This window comes from Sphingomonas canadensis (assembly GCF_026013525.1).
GTDB classification, from domain to species: Bacteria; Pseudomonadota; Alphaproteobacteria; order Sphingomonadales; family Sphingomonadaceae; genus Sphingomonas; species Sphingomonas canadensis.
The window spans coordinates 1-22,813 of record NZ_JAPDRA010000014.1; the positions used below are offsets into that span (position 1 = coordinate 1).

The 22,813-nt window shown below is 67.7% G+C and carries 21 protein-coding genes; 6 read left to right on the forward strand and 15 right to left on the reverse strand.

Annotated features, from left to right (window positions below):
• Nucleotides 1-71: 71 nt before the first annotated feature.
• On the forward strand, nucleotides 72-806 hold the full coding sequence (locus OM513_RS19435) for a hypothetical protein (RefSeq protein WP_264946440.1): 735 nt from the start codon (nucleotides 72-74) through the stop codon (nucleotides 804-806).
• A 12-nt stretch (nucleotides 807-818) separates the two neighbouring features.
• Here OM513_RS19435 and OM513_RS19440 read toward each other — a convergent pair whose 3' ends face one another.
• From OM513_RS19440 to OM513_RS19475, 8 genes are all read right to left on the reverse strand, one after another.
• Nucleotides 819-1,871 carry a Fic family protein gene (locus tag OM513_RS19440; RefSeq protein ID WP_264946441.1) on the reverse strand — a complete coding sequence of 351 codons (1,053 nt, stop codon included), beginning with the start codon at nucleotides 1,869-1,871 and terminating at the stop codon, nucleotides 819-821.
• Nucleotides 1,872-2,218: 347 nt separating this feature from the next.
• Entirely contained in the window at nucleotides 2,219-2,353 is a 135-nt protein-coding gene (locus OM513_RS19445) for a hypothetical protein (protein ID WP_264946442.1), read from the reverse strand.
• Between the two features lie 27 nt (nucleotides 2,354-2,380).
• Nucleotides 2,381-3,022: a type IV secretory system conjugative DNA transfer family protein gene (locus OM513_RS19450; protein ID WP_264946443.1), complete on the reverse strand. Its 642-nt coding sequence runs from the start codon at nucleotides 3,020-3,022 to the stop codon at nucleotides 2,381-2,383.
• 636 nt (nucleotides 3,023-3,658) lie between these two features.
• A complete protein-coding gene (locus tag OM513_RS19455; protein ID WP_264946444.1) occupies nucleotides 3,659-4,477 on the reverse strand; it encodes an alpha/beta hydrolase in 819 nt (272 codons plus the stop codon).
• A gap of 31 nt (nucleotides 4,478-4,508) precedes the next feature.
• The gene (locus OM513_RS19460) at nucleotides 4,509-5,339 is read right to left on the reverse strand and encodes an alpha/beta fold hydrolase (protein ID WP_264946494.1); all 831 of its coding nucleotides are present in this window, start codon (nucleotides 5,337-5,339) and stop codon (nucleotides 4,509-4,511) included.
• Between the two features lie 229 nt (nucleotides 5,340-5,568).
• A complete protein-coding gene (locus OM513_RS19465) occupies nucleotides 5,569-6,408 on the reverse strand; it encodes an alpha/beta hydrolase (RefSeq protein ID WP_264946445.1) in 840 nt (279 codons plus the stop codon).
• Nucleotides 6,409-6,422: 14 nt separating this feature from the next.
• Nucleotides 6,423-7,304 (reverse strand): alpha/beta fold hydrolase, encoded by an 882-nt coding sequence (locus tag OM513_RS19470; RefSeq protein WP_264946446.1) that lies wholly within the window; start codon nucleotides 7,302-7,304, stop codon nucleotides 6,423-6,425.
• A gap of 13 nt (nucleotides 7,305-7,317) precedes the next feature.
• Nucleotides 7,318-7,962 (reverse strand): cysteine hydrolase family protein, encoded by a 645-nt coding sequence (locus tag OM513_RS19475; protein ID WP_264946447.1) that lies wholly within the window; start codon nucleotides 7,960-7,962, stop codon nucleotides 7,318-7,320.
• A gap of 436 nt (nucleotides 7,963-8,398) precedes the next feature.
• Between OM513_RS19475 and OM513_RS19480 the strand changes: the two genes are divergently transcribed.
• Both OM513_RS19480 and OM513_RS19485 read left to right on the forward strand, forming a co-directional pair.
• Entirely contained in the window at nucleotides 8,399-8,770 is a 372-nt protein-coding gene (locus tag OM513_RS19480; RefSeq protein WP_264946448.1) for a response regulator transcription factor, read from the forward strand.
• Nucleotides 8,771-8,829: 59 nt separating this feature from the next.
• Nucleotides 8,830-9,447, forward strand: a complete 618-nt coding sequence (locus OM513_RS19485) for a response regulator transcription factor (RefSeq protein WP_319951628.1) — start codon at nucleotides 8,830-8,832, stop codon at nucleotides 9,445-9,447.
• 106 nt (nucleotides 9,448-9,553) lie between these two features.
• Here the strand turns inward: OM513_RS19485 and OM513_RS19490 are convergent, their stop codons facing one another.
• The 6 genes from OM513_RS19490 to OM513_RS19515 form a co-directional block, all read right to left on the reverse strand.
• Nucleotides 9,554-11,629, reverse strand: a complete 2,076-nt coding sequence (locus tag OM513_RS19490; protein WP_264946449.1) for a PAS domain-containing sensor histidine kinase — start codon at nucleotides 11,627-11,629, stop codon at nucleotides 9,554-9,556.
• Nucleotides 11,630-11,728: 99 nt separating this feature from the next.
• Nucleotides 11,729-13,264: a tannase/feruloyl esterase family alpha/beta hydrolase gene (locus OM513_RS19495; protein ID WP_264946450.1), complete on the reverse strand. Its 1,536-nt coding sequence runs from the start codon at nucleotides 13,262-13,264 to the stop codon at nucleotides 11,729-11,731.
• Nucleotides 13,264-13,722, reverse strand: coding sequence for a RidA family protein (locus OM513_RS19500; RefSeq protein WP_264946451.1), 459 nt, complete (start codon nucleotides 13,720-13,722; stop codon nucleotides 13,264-13,266). Before OM513_RS19500 ends, OM513_RS19495 begins: the two co-directional genes overlap by 1 nt.
• Nucleotides 13,722-14,102: a c-type cytochrome gene (locus OM513_RS19505; protein WP_264946452.1), complete on the reverse strand. Its 381-nt coding sequence runs from the start codon at nucleotides 14,100-14,102 to the stop codon at nucleotides 13,722-13,724. The genes OM513_RS19500 and OM513_RS19505 overlap by 1 nt, the downstream gene beginning before the upstream one ends.
• Nucleotides 14,099-15,742, reverse strand: a complete 1,644-nt coding sequence (locus OM513_RS19510; protein ID WP_264946453.1) for an FAD-binding oxidoreductase — start codon at nucleotides 15,740-15,742, stop codon at nucleotides 14,099-14,101. The genes OM513_RS19505 and OM513_RS19510 overlap by 4 nt, the downstream gene beginning before the upstream one ends.
• Nucleotides 15,739-16,245, reverse strand: a complete 507-nt coding sequence (locus OM513_RS19515) for a hypothetical protein (protein WP_264946454.1) — start codon at nucleotides 16,243-16,245, stop codon at nucleotides 15,739-15,741. The genes OM513_RS19510 and OM513_RS19515 overlap by 4 nt, the downstream gene beginning before the upstream one ends.
• A 314-nt stretch (nucleotides 16,246-16,559) precedes the next feature.
• On the opposite strand from OM513_RS19515, the gene OM513_RS19520 reads away from it, so the two are divergent.
• Together OM513_RS19520 and OM513_RS19525 are read left to right on the forward strand one after the other, a co-directional pair.
• Nucleotides 16,560-17,450 (forward strand): TauD/TfdA dioxygenase family protein, encoded by an 891-nt coding sequence (locus OM513_RS19520; protein WP_264946455.1) that lies wholly within the window; start codon nucleotides 16,560-16,562, stop codon nucleotides 17,448-17,450.
• The gene (locus tag OM513_RS19525) at nucleotides 17,450-19,357 is read left to right on the forward strand and encodes an alpha/beta hydrolase domain-containing protein (protein ID WP_264946456.1); all 1,908 of its coding nucleotides are present in this window, start codon (nucleotides 17,450-17,452) and stop codon (nucleotides 19,355-19,357) included. Before OM513_RS19520 ends, OM513_RS19525 begins: the two co-directional genes overlap by 1 nt.
• Here OM513_RS19525 and OM513_RS19530 read toward each other — a convergent pair.
• Nucleotides 19,329-20,207: a LysR family transcriptional regulator gene (locus tag OM513_RS19530; RefSeq protein ID WP_264946457.1), complete on the reverse strand. Its 879-nt coding sequence runs from the start codon at nucleotides 20,205-20,207 to the stop codon at nucleotides 19,329-19,331. The two genes, OM513_RS19525 and OM513_RS19530, sit on opposite strands and share 29 nt — an antisense overlap.
• Nucleotides 20,208-20,446: 239 nt before the next feature.
• Between OM513_RS19530 and OM513_RS19535 the strand changes: the two genes are divergently transcribed.
• Nucleotides 20,447-22,792 (forward strand): TonB-dependent receptor, encoded by a 2,346-nt coding sequence (locus OM513_RS19535; protein ID WP_264946458.1) that lies wholly within the window; start codon nucleotides 20,447-20,449, stop codon nucleotides 22,790-22,792.
• Nucleotides 22,793-22,813: the final 21 nt, after the last annotated feature.

The following is a 22,813-nucleotide window of genomic DNA, read 5'->3' on the forward strand; positions in this document are numbered from 1 at the left end:
CGACCTCACACATCCCTGGGGTTCATGACACCGACCGAATTTGCTTCATCGGCCGGGGTTAACCCCGGCCGATGAAGCGCCAGATCTCTCCTTCTGGCCGGATACAAATCGGGACCAGGGTCAAAAATCGTGCGCGGCTTGAAGGGCTGGTGCGTCAAGCCGTTGCCCGGTTTGAAACCGATGACGATGAGGGGCGGCAGGAAGAGTTCCGCCAGCTTCTGCGCAGCTACATGCGCTTCTACAGCTTCGTCGCGCAGGTGATGAAGTTGGAGGACACGGGCTTGGAGAAGCTTTATTCCTATGCGGCATGGCTCGCGCGCCTGCTTCCCAACCGGCAGATTCCGCCGGAAATCGAAATCACCGACGACATGCTCAGGCTACAAAAGTTCAAAGTTGAACAGAAGGAGCACGGCAACGCCTCGCTCGTTGCAGGCAACACGGCGGCGCTCGAAGCGATCAGTGAGTTTGGAGCTAAGCCCTACACCGAGGACGAGAAAAAAGAGCTTTCAGAGATTGTTAAGGCGTTCAACGAACGTCACGGAACGCAGTTTACCGAAGCCGACATGCTTCGTTTCGAGCACGTGAACGAAGAGATTTTGGGCGATGATCTTGCAGAAATGTTGCGCAACAACCCCCCAGATGTCGTTTACACCGCCTTTGCCCAAGCCTTCTTCCAGGGTGCGATCCGCATGTTCCAGCGTGACAACGAAATGCGGAATATTGTTCTTACAGACGCGGATGCCCGGGAAAGGGCTACTCGTCACTTCTTCAACCGCGCGCTGAGGGAAGTTCGTCAATCAGCATAAACCACAGTCGGCTTACGCCCTGCCGTACCAAGTACCCTTGCCGGTTCCGTGCTGAATCAGATGGCTAGCTGACACGAGCGATTGCAGATGCTTTTTCACTGTGTTGCGGTTCGCCCCGGTGAGGCTGACGATCTGACTGACCGTAAGCTTTCCATGCTCTTTTGCGAGGTCGAGTATCTGTAGCGACAGGTTGGGCAGCGTATCGATCATGATCCGCTCTCGTTCGATCTTGCCCTCTAGGCGCTTCTTCTGCTGTTGCAGCGCGCGCAGGAAGTACTCAACCCACGGCTGCCAATCGGGCGTGTCCGTGCGGATTGTGCCCTGGGTCCGGCGCAGCGCGAGATAATAGCCTTCCTTGCTTTGCTCGATGACGCTTTCCAGCGAACTATACGGCACATAGGCATAGCCGCTGCGCAGCAGCAGGAGTGTCGTCAGCACGCGCGAGAGCCGCCCGTTGCCGTCCTGAAACGGATGGATTTCAAGGAACACGACGGCGAAGATCGCAATGGCGAGCAGCGGGTGCAGGCTCTGTTCTTTCAGCGTCGCATCGAGCCAGCCAACCAACTCCGTCATGAGACGCGGCGTGTCGAACGGCGTTGCCGTTTCGAACACGATGCCGATTTCCTTTCCATCGGCATCGAACGCGCTGACATGATTGATGTTGGTCTTGTAGCTGCCGCGATGGTGCTCGTCCTTGGCGCTATGCACCAGCAGATCGCGGTGCAGCTGCCGGATATGGTTTTCCGTGGGCGTGATCGCGTCGAAATGCGCGAACACCGTCTCCATGACCTCGGCGTAGCCCGCGACTTCCTGCTCGTCGCGGCTGGCGAACTTCCTGATTTCGAGGTTCGACAGGAGGCGCTCGACCTCCTTGTCGGAAAGCTTGCTGCCTTCGATACGGGTCGAGGAACCGATGCTTTCGATGGTGGCGACGCGGCGCAGAGCCGACAACCGCTCGGGAGCAAGCGTGCCCAGTGCGCGCCACGCGCCCTTGAACTCATCGATCTCAGCGATGAGTGAAAGGATTGCGGGCGTGATGGTCAGGGTATCGGTGTTGAGACTCATACCCAAAAATATACCCAAAAATATCCATAAAGGCAATTGGAGGCGGCAAATAGCCAAAAACTTACCCGAAAATATCCATATCAGCCCGCTCGTCCCTACCGATCTACGCCTCGATCCTTGCCCTGCGATGGTCCGGCTAGTGACTTGAACTCCTTGTTTACGTCGCTGGGTTTGCCAAGTTCGCGGTTCAGCGAAGGGCGCTGTGACGGCGCGTTGTTTTGCTCCCGCGCGGGTGGCGGATTCAAGGACGGGCGAATACCGCTCATGCCTGGCGGGGCTAGACGCGGATTGTCGATGTGCATCAGCGGTTTCGGGCGCGGCTGGGCATTGTCCTTGTCGCGGATCGTCTACTCCGGCTGGCGCTCCGGTGATGGTCTCGTTTTGTCGAATGACTGATCGCGGGCCTGCTTCAGATCGGACACCGCGAACGATGTCCGATCCGGGGCCAGCGAGAACGGATTCTTGGGCCGTTCGCTGCTCATGCTGTTTCACTCCGTAGATGCGAGCGACTAGGTGCGGTGCAGGTTGTGGCCGAGGCATTTCAGCTCGGCATCCTCGAACCACGGCACCTTGGTGCCGATGATCGGGTTGAGGCTTTCGATGAAGATGATCTGCTTGGTCTTGTGCAGCCGCATCAGTTCGTCGGCATAGGCAAGCTGGCGCTGCGCCGCCGCCGCGTTTTGCGTGTGCGTCGTTGAACGATTGGAGGAGATGCCGCCCTTGGGATCGCTCGACGTGCCGAACGCGGTGGCGATGGCGGTGGAGAGATTCCAAACGGTGGTGACGCCGCACAGCGCCTGAAAATACTCCGCCGTCAGCGGACACTTCCCATCCTTGGCGGGAAACACCCCCAGCCGAATACCGGAGCTACCCGTGATGCCGTGCTCTTCGAGATAGGGAAGGCTCGCCCACTCGGCGGAGCCGAAGGTTGTGGGCTTCTGGGCCAGCGCGCGCACCGCGCCGCCGATCCAGTAGAACAGGGCCACGAAGAACGCGGCGAACGAGAAGAGCGAAGTCAGCGTGATGCCGGCGGGACCGGCATCACCGATGGCAATCACCACCAGCAGGGCGAGCGCGGCAATCGCCGCGATCAGGCGAAGCGACAAGGGCGCTGCGCGCCTCTTGTGCTTGCTCACAAGCGCGGCGCTCATGCCGCTCAGGGCCTCAGACTGGCAGCTTGGGCGGCGGCGCGAGGTGCGCCACCATCCTTCCTTTCTTTAGCGGTTAGAGGATCGTCCCTGCCAAGGCTGGTATGCTGGAGAACGGCGTTCCATTCCTCCAAGATACTGAATAGTGAGTTTGAAGGCGCTCCTACAGGGCGCGCCATTATCTGCTTGGGCCTCACGCGCCGGCGCGGGCATCCGCCCGCTTGGCTTTCCTCGCGTAAGTCCGGACGCGCGGTGAAATAGAACAGGCCGGTGACCGCGCCGGTCTCCGCCACGTTCCAGCCCCACAGGCGCTGGAACAGCGGAATGTTCCAGAAGGCCAGCGTGCTGATCGCGAAGTTGCATGACGATCCGGACTATGCGCTCAACAACCAGCGCGTGCAGGCGCGCGACGTGATCCTGCCGCGGGTACGCGCGCTGTTCGCCGGGACGCCGCGGGAGACGCTGATCGCCACGCGCGACCGGCTCGGCCTGCCCTTCGCGCCGATCGCACGCCCGGACGAGCTGGACCGCCGCCGCATGGGCCTGCGCCACGACATCCCGGCAGCGGGGCGCGGACGGCGAGGCGATTACGGCGGAGGCCGGCCCGCTCGCCTGAACGGCTGTGGACCGGCCGTTCCGTCAGGCCGCGACGGCAGCCGCCCCGGGCACCCGCTCGCCGGGCGCCCCGGGCAGGTGCGCGACGGCCCAGTCGAGCGCAAGATCAGCGACCGCTTCCCAGCCCGCGTCGATGCAGGTCCAGTGCGAACGGCCCTTCAGGATGCGCAGCTCGGTCGCGCTCGGCGCGCGCTTCTGGTGGTTGTAGATGGCGCGCGTCATGCCGGCGTCGGCGATCAGATCCTTCTCGCCGCCGATCAGCAGCAGCGGCGGGCGCGCGGGATTGTCCCACCGGATCTTCATCGCGTTGACCACGCCGTTCCAATAGACGCGCCCCGGGGTGGGCACGATGTAGCGGTCGTAGAGCGCGTCCGCCTGGTCGCTGGGCGCCGTCTGGGCGAAGCGGCGGCGGAAGAAGCGGCGCGACATCACCTTGGACTTTCGCCAGCTCAGCGGATCGAGGAACACCGGCAGCGCCGACCAGATGGCATGCGGCCCGAGCGGCACCCCCGGCGTGGGCGCGGGATCGATCGCCACGCCCGCCGCGCCCAGCCCGCGATCCAGCAGGTGCTGCACCGCCACGCCGCCCAGCGAATGGCCGATCAGGATCGGGGGTTCGGGCAGCGCGCGGATGATCGCCTCATAATGCGCGACGATCTGGCGCTGGCTCAGCCGCGCCAGCTCGGGCAGCGGCGACGCGCGCAGCGCCTCCGGCGAGCGATCGTCATAGGGCCAGTCGGGCGCGAGGACGGTGTAGCCCGCCGCCTCATACCGCGCCTTGAATCCTTCCCAGCTCCGAGAATTGAGCCAGGCGCCGTGGATCAGCAGGATGGTCCGGGTCATGGGAACATCTCCTTGATTCGAGGGGATGGCTTCACGCCTTCGCGAAGGCGAGCAGATCGGGGTTCACCACATCGGGGTGGGTGGTGCAGAGCCCGTGCGGCAGGCCCTTGTAGGTCTTGAGCGTGCCGTTCTTCAGCAGCTTGGCGGATAACGGCGCGCTGTCGGCATAGGGCACGATCTGGTCGTCGTCGCCGTGCATCACCAGCGTGGGGACCGTGATCGCCTTCAGGTCCTCGGTGAAATCGGTCTCGCTGAACGCCTTGATGCAGTCGTAATGCGCCTTGGCGCCGCCCATCATGCCCTGGCGCCACCAGTTCCAGATCACGCCCTGATCCACCTTCGCGCCCGGCCGGTTGTAGCCGTAGAAAGGCCCCGAGGGCACATCGAGGAAGAATTGCGCGCGGTTCGCCACCAATGCCGCGCGGAAGCCGTCGAACACCTCGATCGGCAGCCCGCCGGGGTTGGCGGGCGTCTTGAGCATGATCGGCGGGACGGCGCCGATCAGCACCGCCTTGGCCACCCGGCCCGGCTTTGCGCGGGCGACATAGTGCGCCACCTCCCCGCCGCCGGTGGAATGGCCGATATGGATCGCGTCCTTCAGCCCCAGATGATCGGTCAACGCCGCGACGTCGGCGGCATAGGTGTCCATCTCATTGCCTTCCCAGGTCTGGGTGGAGCGCCCATGGCCGCGCCGATCGTGCGCGATCACGCGATAGCCATGCGCCAGGAAGAACATCATCTGGCCGTCCCAATCGTCCGCTGTCAGCGGCCAGCCATGGTGGAACATCACCGGCTGGGCGGTCTTCGGCCCCCAGTCCTTGTAGAAGATCTCGGTGCCGTCCTTGGTGGTGATCGTGCCCATGGTCATGGTTCCTTCCTTCAGGGTGGCTGCAACGAGTTGTGGGGGAAGCGCCGCGATCCCGGCCGCCATGAGGCCGCCGGCAAGCATCGTGCGCCGTGCAAGGGGCAATCCGTGGTCCTGCTGCATCGCTTCGCTCCTGGCTGGGCTCCGGTACGCCCTGTCTGGCACTCCGGACCTGCGCTGCGCCATCACACCTGGGGCGGGCGGCACCATACCTTGGTATGGTGGCTCAGCCCGCCAGCACCGGCACCCAGGCGGGCGGCACGGGCGCCGCAGGCACGGGCCGGACATGCCGGGCCAGCGCCTCATCGATCCAGGCGAGCGCCAGATCGGCCACGGCCTCCCATCCGGGCTCCGCGATCAGCAGGTGCGAACGCCCCGGGAGTAGCACGAAATCGGTGGGCGCGGGAGAGCGCCGCTGGATGCGATAGGCCGCGCGCGAGAGATAGGGCGACACCAGCCGGTCGCGATCGCTGCCGGTGATCAGCAGCGGCTGGCGGCGGCGCGCGGGATCGATCCGGTTGCCCTGCCAGGCGGCGACCTGATGGAATATCCGGCCAGGCGCCGGGATCACATATCCGGCGTAGGCGGCATCGACCAGCGCCTCTGGCGCACCGGTGGCATAGAGCGCGCCGAACCGGCGGCGGCCAAAGGCATAGGGGCGCCGCCACCCTTCGCGCCGCAGCACGATCGGCGCGATCGCGCGCAGCGCAGCCGGCCCAGGAACGATGCCACCGATCGGAACCGGGTTGAGCGCGACGCCCGCCGATCCCAGCCCGCGATCGAGCAGGAGCTGGATCAGCAGCCCGCCGACCGAATGGCCGATCAGCACCGGCTGCTCCGGCAGCGCGGCGATGAAGGCGGCAAGATGATCGACGATCTCGCCCAGCGCCAGCGCGCCGAATCCGGCAGGCACGGCGGCGTTGATCGTCCGGGCGTCCAGCCCCTCGATCAGCGGCCAGGAGGGCGTGTGGACCACATGGCCGGCAGCCTCGATCCGTTGCCGGAACGGCTGCCAGCTCGCGGGCGTTACCCATGCGCCGTGGACGAGCACGATCGTGCGCGGCATGCCAGCGCCTCCGGTCAGGCCGCCACGTCCGCGCGCTGGCGCGTGCGGACGAAGCTCTTGATGAGGTCTGCCACGAATTCGGGCGCCTGGTGCTGGGGGCCATGACCCATCTGGGGCAGCACCATCAGGTGCAGGCTCTTCCACACGCGGTTCAGCGCGAACCAGTTGGGCGTGGGGAACACGATCTCGTGATCCCCGGCGATCACCAGGATCGGGATGCCGCAATTCGCCAGGAAATCGCGATAGCCGCCGGCATCGGGGAACAGGTCCTCCGCGTGGCGATCCTGCAGCAGCGCCAGATAGGTCTCCGGCGCGATCGGCGGGCTGCGGTCTGCCGAGCGCGCGGCGATGCGGGCGTTCGATGCCGCAGCCGCCGCACGGCTGGAGGCGCTGGCGGGCTCGAAGAACAGTATCTCCTCGTCCGCCAGGTCGTTCACCGGCTTCAGCGCATGTTCCAGGAACGCCGCCTCGGACGGATGCTCGACGCGGCCCGGCGGGGTGGTGCCGATCAGCACCAGATGGGTGACCCGTTCGGGCACCATCGCGGTCACCACCTGCGCGGCCATCCCGCCCAGCGACCATCCGCCGACGGCGAAACTCTCGATGCCGAGCGCATCGGCCAGGTCGATCGCGTCGCGCGCCATCACCTCGGCGCGATAGCTGGCCGCGCCGCCAGACTGGCCCAGGCCCGAATAGTCGAAGGTGATGACGCGGAATTCCGCAGCCAGCGCGTCGAGGAACGCCGGGTCCCAGCTATCCAGCACGCCACGAAAGCGCAGGCACAGGATCAGCGGGGTGCCGCTGCCCGTCTCGCGATAGGCGATGCGGCGGCCGTGGCGCTCGACGAAGCGCGTGGGCGCCTCGGCGGCGGCGGGAGCGAGCAGTTCGATGGTCATGGGTGGCCTCCTTTCAGGCGGGTTCGGCGATAGAGAGCGCGGCGATCAGGCCGGCGGTAGGCAGGATCGCGTGCGCGAAGGTCGGGCCGTTGATCTCATGCGCGCAGTGCAGCGCCTCCGGGCTGGCCGCCGCGGTGGCGTCACGCACCAGCGTGACGTGATAGCCAAGCTCGGCCGCGAACCGGCCCGTTGTCTCGATGCAGGTGTTCGCGATCAGGCCGATCAGCACGACATGGGTGATCCCGCGCTGCTTCAGCAGCATGTCCAGATCGGTGTTGGCGAAGCCGCTGCCGCCCCAATGTTCCTTGACGATCGTATCGCCGGGCAACGGCGCGAAATCGGGATGCCATTGGGCGCCCCAGCTTCCCCGCGCGAACGCCTGCGCCCCGGCGGCGCCCAATTGATAGGGCGTGGGATGATCCCATCCGGCGAAGTCGCCCGGCTCCCACTGGCGGTGGGGCACGATGAACACGGCGATGCCCGCGGCGCGCGCGGCGGCCAGCGTGGCGCGCAGGTTGGCGTGCAGGTTCGTCTGCTCGGCCGTGGCGGCCACCAGCGGCCACAGCTTGCCCGCGGGATCGAGGAAGTCGTTGTAGGGATCGACGAACAGCAGCGCCGTGCGCTGCGGGTCGTAAATGGCGGTCGGCGGGGCGTTCATGGCCGGGCTCCGTTGCTGATGCCCCCAAAGCCTATGCCTCGCCCGGCCACTGCGAAATTCAACGATCGCCTGCCCGGGCTATACCTTTGGATGGTGGCAGGCCGATGCTGACGGGATAGCGGGGAAAGACGGGCGGGCCGGCGCCTTGGGGGGGAAAGGCTGCCGGCCCGCCCGGCGGGTGGCATCGGGGGGCACCGATGCGCGTCACGCCCGGCTGGCTTGGGGGTTGGGGAACCAGGCGCGGCGCCCTTGTCGCGCGGCCCCGGCGGCGGCGCCATTATCCGTTCGTATCCCCTCCCCGGGCAGAGCGCGGAGGGCCGCACCAACCTTCGTATAGTTGCCGCGCACGCGCAGGTGCGGGAAACCCCGGGCACCGGCCCCGCCAAGGGCCGGATGGAGCCTTGAACTTGAACATGATTGCCGCCTGGAAGCGAGCTTGACCGATCCGCCCATCATCGCGGTGGTCGACGACGATCGTTCGATCCGAACCGGTGTCGCTCGCCTGTTGCGTTCCGCGGGCTATCACGTCCGCCTGTTCGATTGCGCCGAGGCGTTCCTCGACGACGCGAGCCTGCCCCTGCCGTCCGCGCTGCTCACCGACATCCATATGCCGGGGATGAACGGCCTGGACCTGCAGGCCGCGCTTCGCGGCAGGAATCCCGCGTTCGAAGTGCTGGTGATGACCGCCTATCCCGATCCCGGCGACCTGCGCCGCGCGATCGCCGGGGGTGCGCGGTGCGTGCTGAGCAAGCCCTTCGACGCCGACGAACTCCTCGCCCACCTCGAAGCAGCGACCGGAGGAACCTGATGTATCGCAACATGGATCATCGGCCGGCTTTGCCCGCGTCCCGGCCAGGGGATAGAGTGATGGCGATGGAAGCGACCGCGATGGTCCATGTGATCGATGACGATCCCTCGATGCGGCGCGCGGTATCCGCGCTGCTGCGATCGGTGGGCATCGGAGCAGAGGTCTATGAAAGCTGCGCCGCCTTTCTGGCGACGGTGCCGGCGGACCTGCCGTCGTGCCTGCTGCTCGACGTGCGGCTGCCGGGGATCAGCGGGCTGGATTTCCACGCCCAGCTCGAATCGCACGGCATCCGCATGCCCGTGATCATGATCACCGGCCATGGCGACGTGCCCATGTCGGTCCGCGCGATGAAGGCAGGGGCGATCGACTTCCTGACCAAGCCGTTCCGCGACCAGGACCTGCTCGATGCGGTGGCCGTCGCGATCGAGATCGACGCCCGCCGCCGCAAGGCCGACGGCGAACTGGGCGCCCTGCGCCATCGCTACGACGCGCTCACCCAGCGCGAGAAGCAGGTGATGGCGCTGGTCACCGCCGGGCGGCTCAACAAACAGGCGGCGTTCGACCTGGGGCTGAGCGAGATCACGGTGAAGCTCTACCGCGCCTCCGCGATGAAGAAGATGGAAGCGCGCACGCTGGCCGACCTCGTCAAGATGGCCGAACGGCTGAAGGTCGATTAGATTCCGTCCGCCCTTGGCGGCATCGGCACCAGCGCACTCCCCCGCCCGGCCACCAATAGAATAGCCTGCCGGTGGGGGAGCAGGCCGCGACTAAACAGGTCAGACTCTATCCGCCTGCCAGCGGCAGGGTGACGCGGAAACAGGCGCCTCCAGGGACATTCTCCGCGCCGATGCTGCCGCCGTGCGACTGGACGATCGAGCGGCAGATCGCCAGCCCCATGCCCATGCCGCTCTCCTTGGTGGTGAAGAATCCGGTGAACAGGTGGCCCAGGTCCGTGGGCGCTATTCCCGGCCCGCTGTCGCGCACCAATATCTCCACCGTATCGCCCGCGCCCGCAGCGGTGGAGACCGAGACGCGCCGCTCCTCCCGCCCCGCGCCAGCGATCGCCTGGATCGCGTTCAGCGCCAGGTTCACCACCACCTGCTGAAGCTGCACGCGATCGCCCGAAACCGGCGGCAACCCCTCCGCGAAGCGCGTCTCGATCGCCACATCGCGGCCCAGCGCCTCGTGCCGGACGATCAGCAGCGCTTCCTCCACCATCGCGTTCAGCGCCAGCGGGCGGGGATCGGGATCGCGCTTCATCGCCATGCCGCGGATGCGCGCGATGATGTCGCTCGCCCGGTTCGCATCGGCCACGATATCGCCCGCCAGCGCCACCACCTCGGCCAGATCGGGTTCCGCCCGGTCAAGCCAGCGCAGGCTGGCCTGCCCCGAAGCGGCGATCGCGGCGAGCGGCTGGTTCACCTCATGCGCGATCGAGGCGGTCAGCTCGCCCAGCGTCGATATGCGCGATGCGTGCGAGAATTCGGCCTGGATCGCGCGCAGACGCTCCTCGCTCCGCCGCAACGCCTCGCCCGCCCGTTTGCGCTCGCTGATGTCCACCAGCCCGACGACGTTGAAGCCGCGCTGCATCAGCGCAGGCGGGAAGGCCATGGTGTAGATCACGTCCACCGGGGTGCCGTCCGGCCGGGTGATCACCGTCTCCTCCGAATATTGCCGTTCGCCGCGCAGCCGCGCCGCCAGCGATCGGCGGATCGTCTCCGGCCGTTCGCGCCAGGCCCAGACGATTGGCCCGCGCAGTTCCTCCACGCTGTCCACGCCCAGCAGGCGCAGCCCCTCGATATTCGCCTCCTGGATCTGCGGCAGCATAAGCACCTCGTCCAGGAAGCCCGGCGTATCCTCGACATAGGCGGCAAGATCGGCGACGCCCGCGCGCGCCAGCTCCCCCAGCCGGTCGTACAGCGGCTGCATGTCGAGCTGGAGCAGCGCCACGGGCATATGTTCGAACAGCGTGCGATAGCGCTCCTCGCTCGCCTCCAGCTCCTGGAACGCGCGCTTGCGATCGGTGATGTCGATCACGCCGACCAGCACGGTGCCGCGCGCCTTGTGGTCGGTCGGCCAGCAGACGGTGAACAACCCGTCGATGCGGCGCCCGTCCCAGGTATCGAACGCGGTCTCGACGCTGAAGCTGTCGCGGCGCTCGGCGGCGGCGACGAGCGATTCGGCGAAGACCCAGCGGCTCTCGCGCGGCCAGGCCCAGTCCATCGGCCCGGCCAGCGCCACCTCGCGCGAGGGCAGGCCGTACATCTCCAGCACCTTTTCGTTCACGTCGATCACGCGCACCATCCGGATCGCACGATCGATGAAGTCCGGGTTGGCGCGCAGATAGGCGGGGATGTCCGTCTCCCCCGCCGCGACGAGGCCGCCGATCGCCTTGCGCACGTCCGAGAAATCGAGCTCCCAAAAGGCGGCGGCCATCGCGTGGAACAGGTTGGAGAAGCGATGCGCGGAAATCTCGCCCTCGCTCACCTGATGCGCATCGCGCGCCCATTCGATCGTCAGGGCGCCCCGGCCGTGCGCATCGCGGCGCAGGATACGCCGCACCGACAGGTAGAGCTCCCGCCCCCCGGCGGTGGTGCGGAACAGCTCACCGCTCCATTCGCCATCGGCGGCCAGCGCGTCGGCGATGAAGGACAGCCCGAACGGATGGCTCGTCGCCAGCAATGCGTCCGCAGGCTGGCCGATCGCCTCTTCCGCCATCCAGCCGAAGAGCTGTTCGGCGCCGCGATTCCACAGGCGGATGATGCCGTCCGCATCGAACGCGATGATGCTGTCCGGCACCAGATCGGCAAGCCCGTCCCCAAGCGGCATGCCCAGCCCGTCGAGCGCCGGCGTTGCCATCAGGCGGGCAAGCGCGCGCGGCTTGCGAAAGGCCGGGGACTGAGCAGCATGCCGCGATGATGGCACAGCATGCCTGTCGCGCAAGCCTCAATCGGGGCGTCAGCGGCAGCGGAAGCTGGACGCGAGCGCGGGGTCGCCCCGGCCGCGGTAATAGGGCAGCGCGGGATAGGCGCAGACCGGGCGCGAACCGCCCCGGCCGTCCTTGGCGGCGCGCTCGGCGGTCAGGCCCTGCGGCGGAGCGGCCTTCTCCACCCAGTCCACCAGCGCGTCGAGCATCCGCTCGACCGGCGGCTGCGCCCCCTCCCCGCCCCCGCAATGGCCGGTGCCGGGGAACAGATAGAGCTGCATCCGCGACTGGATGCCGCGCCGCGACAGGCGCATCCGCCGCGCCACCGCCTCATACCAGGCGATCGAACCATGCGGCAGGATGCCGGCGTCGTTGAACCCGTGATAAAGCATCACCCGCCCGCCGCGCGCGAAGAAGCGGTCGAGATCCGGATCGTCCGCGGCCATCACCGGGTTCACCGCCGCCACGCTGCGCGCGAAGAATTCCGGATAGCTCCCGATCGTGACGCCGCGCCAGTCCCAGGCGGGATCGAGATAGACCCAGTAGCGCGGCTGGGCCACGGCATAGGGAAAGGGTGCAGTACCGGCGAGCAGCCCCAGCGGCGCGCCCCGCTCGATCCCGCGCCAAAGCAGCTTGCCGCCGCCATCCTCCGGCCCGCGCCAGATCGCGTCGATCGCGCCTGCCTCAACGGGGCTGAGGCAGGTGCCGTCTCCCGCTGCGCAGCGCTCGCGCACCACCGCGCGGTCCCCGGCCGCGCGATAGCGGCAGCGCCGGGGATCGGTGAGGATGCCGTCCGCCAGCCCGTCGCGCATGTCGCACGCCGCCACCGCGCGCGCCGTCGCCAGTTCCAGCTTGGCGGGCAGCATCGGTCCGCCCAGCCGGTCCTTCATCACTACCTGCGGCCAGAGCTGAAAGGCCATCACCTGCCCGAAATGGATCGCCGGATCGCCCGCCAGGATTCCGTCATAATCCTCCGGATGCTGTCGCGCCGCGCGCAGCCCGTGGCTGCCCTGGGTCGAACATCCGCTCCAATAGGCGTGGCGCACCGGGCTCCCGTAAAAGGCCTGCACCACCTGCCGCGCCACCACCGCCATCAGATGGGCGGAGCGGTGCGCGAAATCCTCGCGGAGCGCGATGTCCGGCACGCCCGGCGCGCGCATCGCAAAGGCGCCGCTGGTCTCGCGCCAGTCATCGGCGGGCGTATCGTCCAGGTCGCGCCGGCCCGCGGGATGGCCGGTGTCGGTCTCCACACCGGCATAGCCCCTGGCAACGGCACGGACGGGCGGCCGTGCCTGCCCGGCATAGCCCCCAGCCCCGCCCGCCAGCAGCCGCCCGTTCCAGCGCCCGTCCATCGGCAGCCCGATCGCGATATTGACGTTGCCCCCCACGCGGACGCGGACCAGGCAATAGCGTCCCGCGCCCTCCGGCAGTTGCTCGATCGCGGCGGACAGGATCGCCACCGGCGCATCGGCGGCGATGCGGCCGATCGCGGCGGGGCTGCAATCGTCCGCCCGCGCCGGGCTCGCGATCCAGCATGCCGCCGCGGCGAGCAACCAGCGCAGGCGCATCAGCCGCGCCGCCGCCGCACCGCGATTCCGTTCACCTCGAACCGCGCCCCACCCATCAGCCCGGCGACGCCCACGAAGCTGCGCGCAGGCAACGGCCCGGTGAAATAGCCGCTGTAGACCGCGCCGAAATCATCGAAGCTCGAAAGATCGGTGGCAAAGACCTGGACCCAGACGAGATCGTCCATCGTCATCCCCGCCGCCTCCACCGAACGCTTGAGCGCCTCCATCACCAGACGGGCGCTCTCCGGCGCGTTGGTGCCGGGCCTGCGCGTCGCGGGATCGAGATCGAGCACGCCCGCAAGATAGAGCGTATCGCCGGCCAGCACCGACGCGCTGAACGGCGCGCGCGCATCGGCGGCGATCCCGGCGGGCTTCGGGCCGGCCGGATCGAAATGGGTGACGCGGGGTCCGGAACAGGCGCCCAGCAGCATCAGCGCGGCGATCGCCGGGCCGCGCATCACCGCTTCTTCGCCAGATAGGCGGACAGCTCGGCCAGGTCCGCGTCGCTGATCTCGGTCTTGCGGAACGGCGGCATCAGCGCGAAGCCGTGGCGGACGAAGGCGGCCGTCGTCTCGGGCGCCAGATCGGTGCGGTCCTCCAGCGCGCCCGGCGGATCGCCCTTGTAGCGAAGCTCCAGCGACTGGGTGCCCGGATGCCCGGGTCCGCGGCCGTGGCAGGCGGCACACCATTTGTCGAACACCTGCTGCCCGCGCGAAGCGGCAGCCACGCCCTTGGCGGCAGTCTGCGGCCCGGCGGCGCGCGGCGCCGGGCGGCTGTACTGGTAGATCGCGATGACGGCGAGGAAGATCGCCCCGGCGAGCGGCAGCAGGCGGTTCATGCGCCCCCTCCCGTGCGATTGCGGCGCGGCCAGATGCCGTAGCGGCCCGGCGAGAGAATGCCGTTCGGATCGATCGCGTCCTTCACCGTCTCATGGAAGCGGCGGAGCGCGTGGTCACCGAACGAATAGGTCTCCATCACCGCGTCGTAATAGGTGACCGGGGTGCGATACTCGCCCCAGCCGCGCTTGGCCGATTCGGCGATCAGCCGCCGCATCGCGCTGCGATATTTACGGTTCGTCTCCGGATCGCGGGTGACCGGGAAGATCACGATCAGCATCGCGGTGCGTTCCCACACGCTGCCCGGCAGGCTGAACGGCGGCACGGGCAGCCCCTCCTCCTTCAGCACGCGCGCGAACAGGCGGTTCGCCTCGATGATCGCCTCGCCCGTGCGCGGGATGACGGGGGAGAAGGCCTGATGCCCCACCAGCGGCTCGGGACGGTTCGGGGTGCGGATGCCGAAGTTGAACACGCTCAGGCTGGGGATGCCGAAGGTCGGCTTGTGGACCTTCTCAAGCTGCGCGTCGGTCAGGGGGAAGCCGTAGATCTCGGGCTTGCCCGCCCGCGCGCCGGGGATCGCGGCGAAATGGCGCTTGGCGATCTGCCATTGCAGCCGCACCAGCTTCTCCGGCCCATAGAATTTGACGAGCGCGCTCCAGCAGGCCCGGCCGGTCTGCCGCACGCGATCGGCGATCAACGCCGAATCGCCCGCGTAGAAGGCGTCGTGCAGCGCCTGGTCCACGGGCGCGGCGCCGTTCGGGTTGTCGCCCTGCGGATCGGCGGGCACGCGGCGCTGGAGCAGCGGACTGCCCAGCCCCGGCATGCCGTTGACGATCCCGGCATTCTCCAGATGCGTCAGGATGCGCACCAGCGCGGGCAGATCCTCATAACGGTCGGCATAGATGCGGCCGATCAGGCACGCCTCGGGCTCGGGCATCATCCAGAAGCCCATCTTGGTGACGATGCCGAAGTTCGATTGCGAGAACAGCCCGTCGATCCACGGGCCGAAGCCGGGCTTGTACTGCTGCCACGTCTTCGCCCCGGGCATCGCGCCCATGCCGGTGCGCAACAGCTCGCCGCTGGGCAGCACCACCTCCATCCCGCAATGCGCGTCGAAATGGTTGCGGAACTGCGCGCGGGTATAGCCGCCGCCGCGATCCAGCGCGTTGCCGATCGGGCTGCCCCAGCCCGGATCGGGGCAATCGATCCACAGCTTCGCGCCCGCCGCGCGGATCTCCCGATACAGGTCGAAATAGCTGACGCCCGGCTCGACCAGGACGGAGGCATTGTCCTCGTCGATGTCTAGCACGCGATCGAGCCGCTTCAGATCGACCACGCAGCTTCCCGAAAGCGCCGGGGCCGATCCGCCATAGCCCAGGTTCTTGCCCGTCGAGATCGGATAGATCGGCATCCGCGCCTGGTTGGCCGCGCGGACCACCGCCTGCACCTCCTCCACATTCGCGGGGGCGACCGCAGCGGACGCGACCCGTTCCTCCGGCTCGCCCCACAAGGGCGAATAGGCGTCGCGATAGAGCGCGACATCCTCTTCGGCGGTGAACACCCATTCGGGGCCGACCGCGGCCTTGAATCCCGCCACCGCGCGATCGAACGCGGCGGGGCTTACGTCATGGGGAAGCTTCATCGGACGTTCCTGGCAATGGGCTGGAGAAGCCATGCGACGGGCAGGTTCGCAGGGCCGGCGGAATCGCGCCGCAGCGGCGCCCCTTCCGCCGCGCCCAGCAGCGCGCGCGCCGCCGCCTCAATCCGGGCGGCGCCCGCCACGGGCAGCGCCAGCCGCACGGTGCAGCAAAGGCCATGGCCGCGGGCGAGCTGCTCAAGACAGAACAGCGCGCCGCCATCGGTGATCCCCGCCACCGGCACCGGGGCCGCCCGCCAAAGCGGCGCGACCAGCTCCAGCCAGGGAACGCCGATGTCGCCGCCGAACGCGGCGGCCGGGACGCCCGCCCCTGCCGCGACCCGCGCGGCGGCATCGGCCCCCGGGATAGCGCCGTCGTAGAGGAACAGCGCCAACGCATGCGCCCGCCCGCCCATCTCCCTGCCGCGCGCGGGCGGTGCCGCCGGCCCCAGCCCCGCTGCGGCCAATCCGCCCCCGCCACCGACGAGCACCTGTCTCCGGCTGATCATATCCCGAACCCTCTCCTGCGATAACCATGCAGAAATCGAGCATGCTCGGCAAGACAAGCGGATCATTTGTCTCATATGGCGAATGCTGCATGCGCGACATGCATGATGATCCTGCCGGGGGCGGCACATACATCTCGCCGAACAATGGGCCGCGACCCGATCCGGCAGCGCCTGCCCGCCGGAGCGGGAACGCGGCTGCCCCAAGGATCGGCATCCGGGGAGCAGGCGGCCGGGCCGCCGCTCGCCGCGCGTCCAGCCGCGGGGCCGGCGCTGCCGGGTTCGGCAGTCCGCGATGCGATGAGAGGAGATTTTGCGTGAGCCTGACCGTCCGCCCGCTCCACCCGATATTCGGCGCCGAGGTTATCGGTGCGGACCTCACCGTCGCCCCCGATCGCGAGCTGATCGAGGCGATCGAGCGGACGATGGCCACCTATGCGGTCGCGGTGGTGCGCGACGTGAACGCATCGGATGCGGATCACCTGCGCTTCAGCCGCGCCTTCGGCCCGCTCGAGCTTCCCCCGGGCATGGATCGCTTCGCGGGCAACAAGCCGCGCCGCATCGCCCGCGAGCTGTTCGACATCTCGAACCTCGACGAGAACGGAGAGATCATCCCCTACAACGACGAGAAGCGGAAATATGCGCGGGCGACCGAGCGGTTCCACACCGACAGCTCGTTCCACACGCTGCCCACCAAATGGTCGCTGCTGCTCGCCCACATCATCCCGCCGGAGGGCGGCGACACGCATTTCATCGACACCCGCGCGGTGTATGACGCGCTGCCCCAGGCGACGAAGGAGCGGATCGACGGGCTGTCCGCCGTCCATGACTTCTGGCGCGGGCGCGAGCTGCTAGGCGCGACGGGCGTGACCGACGAGATGCGCGCGGCGATGCCGCCCGTCACCCATCCGCTGGTGCGTACCATGCCCTATGGCCGCAAGGCGCTGTACATCGGCGGGCACACCGCCGGTATCGTCGGCTGGCCCGACGACGAGGCGCTGGTGTTCCTTGAGGAACTCTATCAGTTCGCCACGCAGGACCGGTTCATCTATGTCCACAAATGGCGGAAGGGCGATCTGCTGATCTGGGACAATCGTTGCACGCTGCACCGCGCGACGCCGCTGCCCACCGACCAGTATAAGCGCGACGTGCGGCGATCGACGGTCAACGAATATGGGCCGGAGGTGTCGGCGGCCGCCGCGTCCTGATGCGGATCGAGGTCACGCGCGCCGGGCCGGCGTTCGAAGGCGCGCCGTTCGGCGACACCGGCCCCTATGAGATGCTCGCCGGGCGCCTGTGGGGTGAGGTGGACCCGGCGCACCCGCTGAACGCAGTCATCGCCGATCTGGGCCTGGCACCGGTCAACGCCGCGGGCCGCGTCGAATATGATTGCGACTTCCACCTGCTGAAGCCCGCCGGCATGCACCGGGGCAACCGGCGCATCCTGTATGACGTGCTCAACCGCGGCGGAAAGGTGGCGCTGCACACGCTCAACGATGCGCCGCGCGACGCGGAGGGGACGATGCGCATGGCGTGCAACGATCCCGCCACGCTGGCCGACGCGGGCAACGGCTTCCTGATGCGCCAGGGCTACACGCTGTTGTGGACCGGCTGGCAGGGCCGCGGCGCGATCGGCGAAGGCGCGATGGCTGCGCGGCTCCCCGTGGCGCAGGGCGTGACCGGCATCAGCCGCGAGGAATATGTGTTCGATCATCCGCGCAGCCCGGTGACGGCCGCGCTGAGCTATCCGGCGGCGGCGATGGAACAGGCCGCCTGCACGCTGACCGTGCGCCAATATCCGGGCGATCCCCGGACGGCGATTCCCGCCGGCGGCTGGCGCTTCGTCTCCGACACGCAGATCGAGATCGACCGGCCCGCGGGCTTCGACGCCGGTGCGATCTATGAGTTCGCCTATCCGGCGCGAGAGGCCACGGTGATGGGGCTGGGATTCGCCGCGGTGCGCGATGCCGTGTCGTTCCTGCGGCACGAAGGCCCCGGCAATCCGCTGACGGGGATCGAGCATGTCCTGGCCTATGGCATGTCGCAGGCGGGGCGGTTCCTGCGCGATTTCCTCCACCTCGGCTTCAACCAGGATCTGGAGGGCCGCCGCGTGTTCGACGGGGTGATGGCGTGCATGGCGGGATCGCGGCGCGCGTTCGTCAACCATCGCTTCGCCCAGCCCGGCCGCTTCGCCCGCCAGCACGAGGACCGGCTGTTCCCGCACGATCAGTTCCCCTTCGCCTACGCCGTCACCACCGATCCGGTGAGCGGACGGACGGACGGCATACTGGCACGGTGCGAGGAGACCGGAACCAGCCCCCGCGTGATCCAGACTGAGAGCAGCGCGGACTTCTTCCAGGGCCGTGCCAGCCTGCTCGCTACCGACGGGCTGGGCAACGACATCCCGGTTCCGGAGAATGTCCGCCTCTATCATTTCGCGGGCATCCAGCATGGCGGCGGCGGCGATCCGACGCTGGACTATGCGCGCCTGTTTCCCTGCGCCGCATATCCGCCCAACCTCGCGGACTGTTCCGGCCCGCATCGCGCGTTGCTGACGGCGCTCGATCGCTGGGTGAGCGGCGATGCGCTGCCGCCGCCCGGCGCCTTCCCCGCGGCGGGCGGCGGCACGCTCGTTCCCGCCGCGCCAGAGCGCTATGGCTTTCCCGCCATCCCCGGCGTGACCTATTCGGGTGCCGTCAACGCGCTGGCCGAGATGGACTATTCGGCCGATCCGCCCCGCGCGATCCCGGGCCGCAACTATGCAGTACTGGTCCCGGCGATCGACGCCGACGGCAACGAGCGCACCGGCGTCCGCGTGCCGGAGATCGCCGTACCGGTCGGCACCCACACCGGCTGGAACCCGCGCCGCCCAGGCTATGCCGGGGGAGCGCTGAGCCCCATCGGCGCCTTCCTGCCCTTTGCCGCCACCCGCGAGGAGCGGATCGCGTCAGGCGATCCCCGCCCCTCGCTCGCGGAACGCTACCCGGAAGACGCGGACCGCGAACGCAAGCTGGTGGAGGCCGCCGAAGACCTGTGCCGGCGCGGCCTGCTGCTCACCGAGGACGCCGCCGGGATCGCAGCCGGCGTCAGGCGTAGGCCGTCTCGAGGAACTTGAGGAAGCTCTTCACCTTGGCCGAGACATAGGGCCGCCGCGGATAGATGGCGTATAGCTTCATCGGCGACGCGGTCTCCTCGGGCAGCACATGCTCCAGCCGCCCCTCGGCCACGTCGCGCTCGACCATCGTCGAGGGCATGAACGCGGGTCCGATCCCCGCGCGCACCGCATGATAGAGCAGCGCCGTGCTGGAGCTGCGCATGATCGGCTTGAAGGTAACGCGGTCACCGCTGCGGAACACCACCGTGCCGTCGTTGGAATAGGCCGAATAATGGAGCAGCGGCCAGCCGTCGACATCGGCCGCCTTGCTCGCCCGCCCGCGCGAATCGAGATAGGCGGGCGTCGCCACCAGCCGGAAGGTGAGCGTCGCGAGATGCTGCGCGATCATCCCCTCCCCCGGCGTGTTGGTGATGCGGATGGCGATGTCCAGGTCGCCATATTCGTGCGATGCGTTGCGCTCGATCCGGTCGATGTCGATGTCGATGTCCACATCGGGATAGGACCGCCGGTAACCCGCCAGCACGCCGACGAAATCGTCGTTCACCAGCCAGGGCGGCGCGCTGATCTTGAGCAGGCCCGAGGGCTTGATCGCGGTGTTGCGGACCGATCCCTCCATCTCGTCGATCGATTCCAGGATGCGCCGCGCCTGCTCCAGATATTGCGCGCCCACCTCGGTAAGGCTCACATGGCGGCTGGTGCGGTTCAGCAGCCGCGCCGACAGCCGGCGTTCCAGCATCGCGACGTGCTTGCTCACCGCGGAATGCGCCATGTTGAAGCGATCGGCAGTGGCGGTGAAGCTGCGCAGCTCGGCGACCGTGCAGAAGATGCGCATGCTCAGCAGGGTATTCATGCTGATCTGTCTCAATTGGAGAACGCTGCATGCGTCACATACATGATGATCTCACCCCGTCAAGAAAATAGCTTCCGGGAAAAGGAAAACCGGCAGCGTTCGATCAAGAAACGCAGCCGGTAGGGAACGGGCCGAACGCGCGAGACAATCGATGGAAGCGGACACCGCGGTAGCGCGGGCCGCCGAAGCATCGCCGCGCCATGACTGAAACAAAACCAACCGATAAAAGGGGAGGAGAAATGTCCAGTTCAACCCATCGCCGCGATCGGCGGCGTGCCGTGATCGGTGCCTCGCTGGCCGGCATCATGGCGCTGGCGGCGTCGCCCGCGTTCGCGCAGGATTCCGGCGCTCAGGCCAAGGACGAGGGCGAGATCGTCGTCACCGCCCAGTTCCGCGAGCAGCGGCTGCAGGATACGCCGCTGGCGATCACCGCGCTGACCGGCGACGCGCTGGAGGCCCGCGGCCAGACCTCGCTCACCGACCTTCAGGCGCCGAACCTGAAGATCGAGCAGGCGCCGGGCATCTTCGGCCCGGCCGCGCAGATCTATATCCGCGGCGTCGGCCAGTTCGATTCCAACTTCACCTTCGAACCGGGCGTGGGCGTCTATATCGACGACGTCTATTACGCGACCGTCTTCGGCAATCAGTTCAACCTGCTCGATCTGGAGCGGGTCGAGGTGCTGCGCGGGCCGCAGGGTACGCTGGCGGGCAAGAACTCGATCGGCGGTGCGATCAAGCTCTATTCGAAGAAGCCGGACGGCACCGGCGACAGCTTCGTCGAGGCGCAGGCGGGCAGCTATCAGCTCGCCGGCGTCCGCGCCGCGGGCAACATCACGATCGCGCCCGACACGGTGTTCGCGCGCATCTCCGGCATGAGCAAGCATGTCCGCGGCTACATCGACCGGATGGACTATAAGTGCACCCATCCCTCGTCGGCGCTGCCCACCTATGTCTCGACCGGCAATAGCTGCCGGCTGGGCCGGCTGGGCGGCAGCAACGAAGGCGGCGTGCGCGGCCAGCTCCGCCTGCTCCCGGCTCCGGGGCTGGAGATCAACCTGTCGGCCGATTTCTCGCACAGCCGGGGCGATCCGGCGCCGAGCGTGCTGATCCAGGCGGTCGCGGCAGCCAACCCCCAGGTCAACGGCGTCAGCTATGGCCCGGCGTTCCAGTCGCCCAATCCCTACACCAGCTATGCGCTGTACCGGGGCACCGCGGCCTCCAGCTATCAGGCGATCGCCAAGAGCGAGCTGACCGCATGGGGCGTCTCGGGATCGATCAGCTATGAGGCTTCGGACGCGATCGCGCTCACCTCGATCACCTCCTATCGCTCGGCGGACGCCTATTTCGTCGTCGACAACGACGAGAGCCCGATCCCCAAGAGCGAATCGATCGGCATGCCGCGGCAGCACCAGTTCACCCAGGAGCTGCGCCTGAACGCCGATGTCGGCAACATCCTCGATCTCACGCTCGGCGGCTTCTATTATGATGGCGACGCGCTGCAGAACGGCCGCAACCTGATCGGATCGATCAATGCGGACTTCCTGACGGCCGACACGATCAAGTCGCGCAGCAAATCGGCCTTCGCCCACGGCGTGGTTCACGTGACCGATGCGCTGAACCTGACCGGCGGTGTCCGCTATACCGACGATCGCAAGGTACTCACCTTCGTCCGCCGCACCGCGGACGGATCGTTCAGCCCCTCGGTGACCCCGATCAACGGCCAGACCGCGACCTTCGCGGCGAAGGTGTGGGATTATCGCGCGGTCGTCGACTATCGCTGGTCGCCGGGCTTCTTCACCTACGCCCAGTTTTCGACGGGCTTCAAGGGCGGCGGCATCAACCCGCGCGTGTTCTTCCCGAACCAGGTGGCGCCGTTCGGCGTGGAGCAGCTCGAATCCTATGAGATCGGCTTCAAGAGCGACTTGCTGGACCGCCGTGTCCGGCTGAATGTGTCGGCGTTCCTGAACAACTACAAGGACATCCAGGTTCAGACGAACACGCCGTTCTTCAACGTGAACCTGCCCGTCCAGCCCGATCCGAACCTGCCCAACTATAACCCCGCAGGCGGCACCGCGCCGTCCGCAGCGTTCCTCAACGCGGGCGACGTCCGCCAGAAGGGCATCGAGGTGGAGCTGAGCGCCAACCCGGTGGAGGGGCTGCAGATCGACGGCAGCCTCAGCTATCTGAAGGGCGAGTATAAGCGGCTATCGCCGCAGGCGCTGTCTTCGGGCCTGACGATGGCGATGGAGCTGCCCTTCGCGCCGCGCTGGCAGGGCAATTTCGGCATCCAGTACGAGCTCCCGTTCGCGGGCGGCACGCTGACGCCGCGGCTCGACTATCAATATCAGTCGACCAGCTATGCCACGGCGGTGAACCACCCGCGCAACCGGATCGAATCGCGCAACGTGTTCGACGCCCGGCTCAGCTACCGCACCGGCGACTGGGAGGCGGCGCTGGCGGTGACCAACCTGACCGACGACTTCTTCTACTATTCGAAGTTCGACATCATCGCGGCCGGCGGATACCTGACCGGTGCGCCCTCGCGGCCGCGGGAATGGTCGATTTCGCTGAAACGGAACTTCTGACGCCGCCCAAAGCGGCCAAGC

Excerpts from the sequence above, each read along its gene's own strand:
- OM513_RS19435 (WP_264946440.1), top strand. The coding sequence starts at position 72 with ATGAAGCGCCAGATCTCTCCTTCTGGCCGGATACAAATCGGGACCAGG.
- OM513_RS19440 (WP_264946441.1), bottom strand. The coding sequence starts at position 1,871 with ATGAGTCTCAACACCGATACCCTGACCATCACGCCCGCAATCCTTTCA.
- OM513_RS19445 (WP_264946442.1), bottom strand. The coding sequence starts at position 2,353 with ATGAGCAGCGAACGGCCCAAGAATCCGTTCTCGCTGGCCCCGGATCGG.
- OM513_RS19450 (WP_264946443.1), bottom strand. The coding sequence starts at position 3,022 with ATGAGCGCCGCGCTTGTGAGCAAGCACAAGAGGCGCGCAGCGCCCTTG.
- OM513_RS19455 (WP_264946444.1), bottom strand. The coding sequence starts at position 4,477 with ATGACCCGGACCATCCTGCTGATCCACGGCGCCTGGCTCAATTCTCGG.
- OM513_RS19460 (WP_264946494.1), bottom strand. The coding sequence starts at position 5,339 with ATGGGCACGATCACCACCAAGGACGGCACCGAGATCTTCTACAAGGAC.
- OM513_RS19465 (WP_264946445.1), bottom strand. The coding sequence starts at position 6,408 with ATGCCGCGCACGATCGTGCTCGTCCACGGCGCATGGGTAACGCCCGCG.
- OM513_RS19470 (WP_264946446.1), bottom strand. The coding sequence starts at position 7,304 with ATGACCATCGAACTGCTCGCTCCCGCCGCCGCCGAGGCGCCCACGCGC.
- OM513_RS19475 (WP_264946447.1), bottom strand. The coding sequence starts at position 7,962 with ATGAACGCCCCGCCGACCGCCATTTACGACCCGCAGCGCACGGCGCTG.
- OM513_RS19485 (WP_319951628.1), top strand. The coding sequence starts at position 8,830 with ATGGCGATGGAAGCGACCGCGATGGTCCATGTGATCGATGACGATCCC.
- OM513_RS19490 (WP_264946449.1), bottom strand. The coding sequence starts at position 11,629 with ATGGCAACGCCGGCGCTCGACGGGCTGGGCATGCCGCTTGGGGACGGG.
- OM513_RS19495 (WP_264946450.1), bottom strand. The coding sequence starts at position 13,264 with ATGCGCCTGCGCTGGTTGCTCGCCGCGGCGGCATGCTGGATCGCGAGC.
- OM513_RS19500 (WP_264946451.1), bottom strand. The coding sequence starts at position 13,722 with ATGCGCGGCCCGGCGATCGCCGCGCTGATGCTGCTGGGCGCCTGTTCC.
- OM513_RS19505 (WP_264946452.1), bottom strand. The coding sequence starts at position 14,102 with ATGAACCGCCTGCTGCCGCTCGCCGGGGCGATCTTCCTCGCCGTCATC.
- OM513_RS19510 (WP_264946453.1), bottom strand. The coding sequence starts at position 15,742 with ATGAAGCTTCCCCATGACGTAAGCCCCGCCGCGTTCGATCGCGCGGTG.
- OM513_RS19515 (WP_264946454.1), bottom strand. The coding sequence starts at position 16,245 with ATGATCAGCCGGAGACAGGTGCTCGTCGGTGGCGGGGGCGGATTGGCC.
- OM513_RS19525 (WP_264946456.1), top strand. The coding sequence starts at position 17,450 with ATGCGGATCGAGGTCACGCGCGCCGGGCCGGCGTTCGAAGGCGCGCCG.
- OM513_RS19530 (WP_264946457.1), bottom strand. The coding sequence starts at position 20,207 with ATGAATACCCTGCTGAGCATGCGCATCTTCTGCACGGTCGCCGAGCTG.
- OM513_RS19535 (WP_264946458.1), top strand. The coding sequence starts at position 20,447 with ATGTCCAGTTCAACCCATCGCCGCGATCGGCGGCGTGCCGTGATCGGT.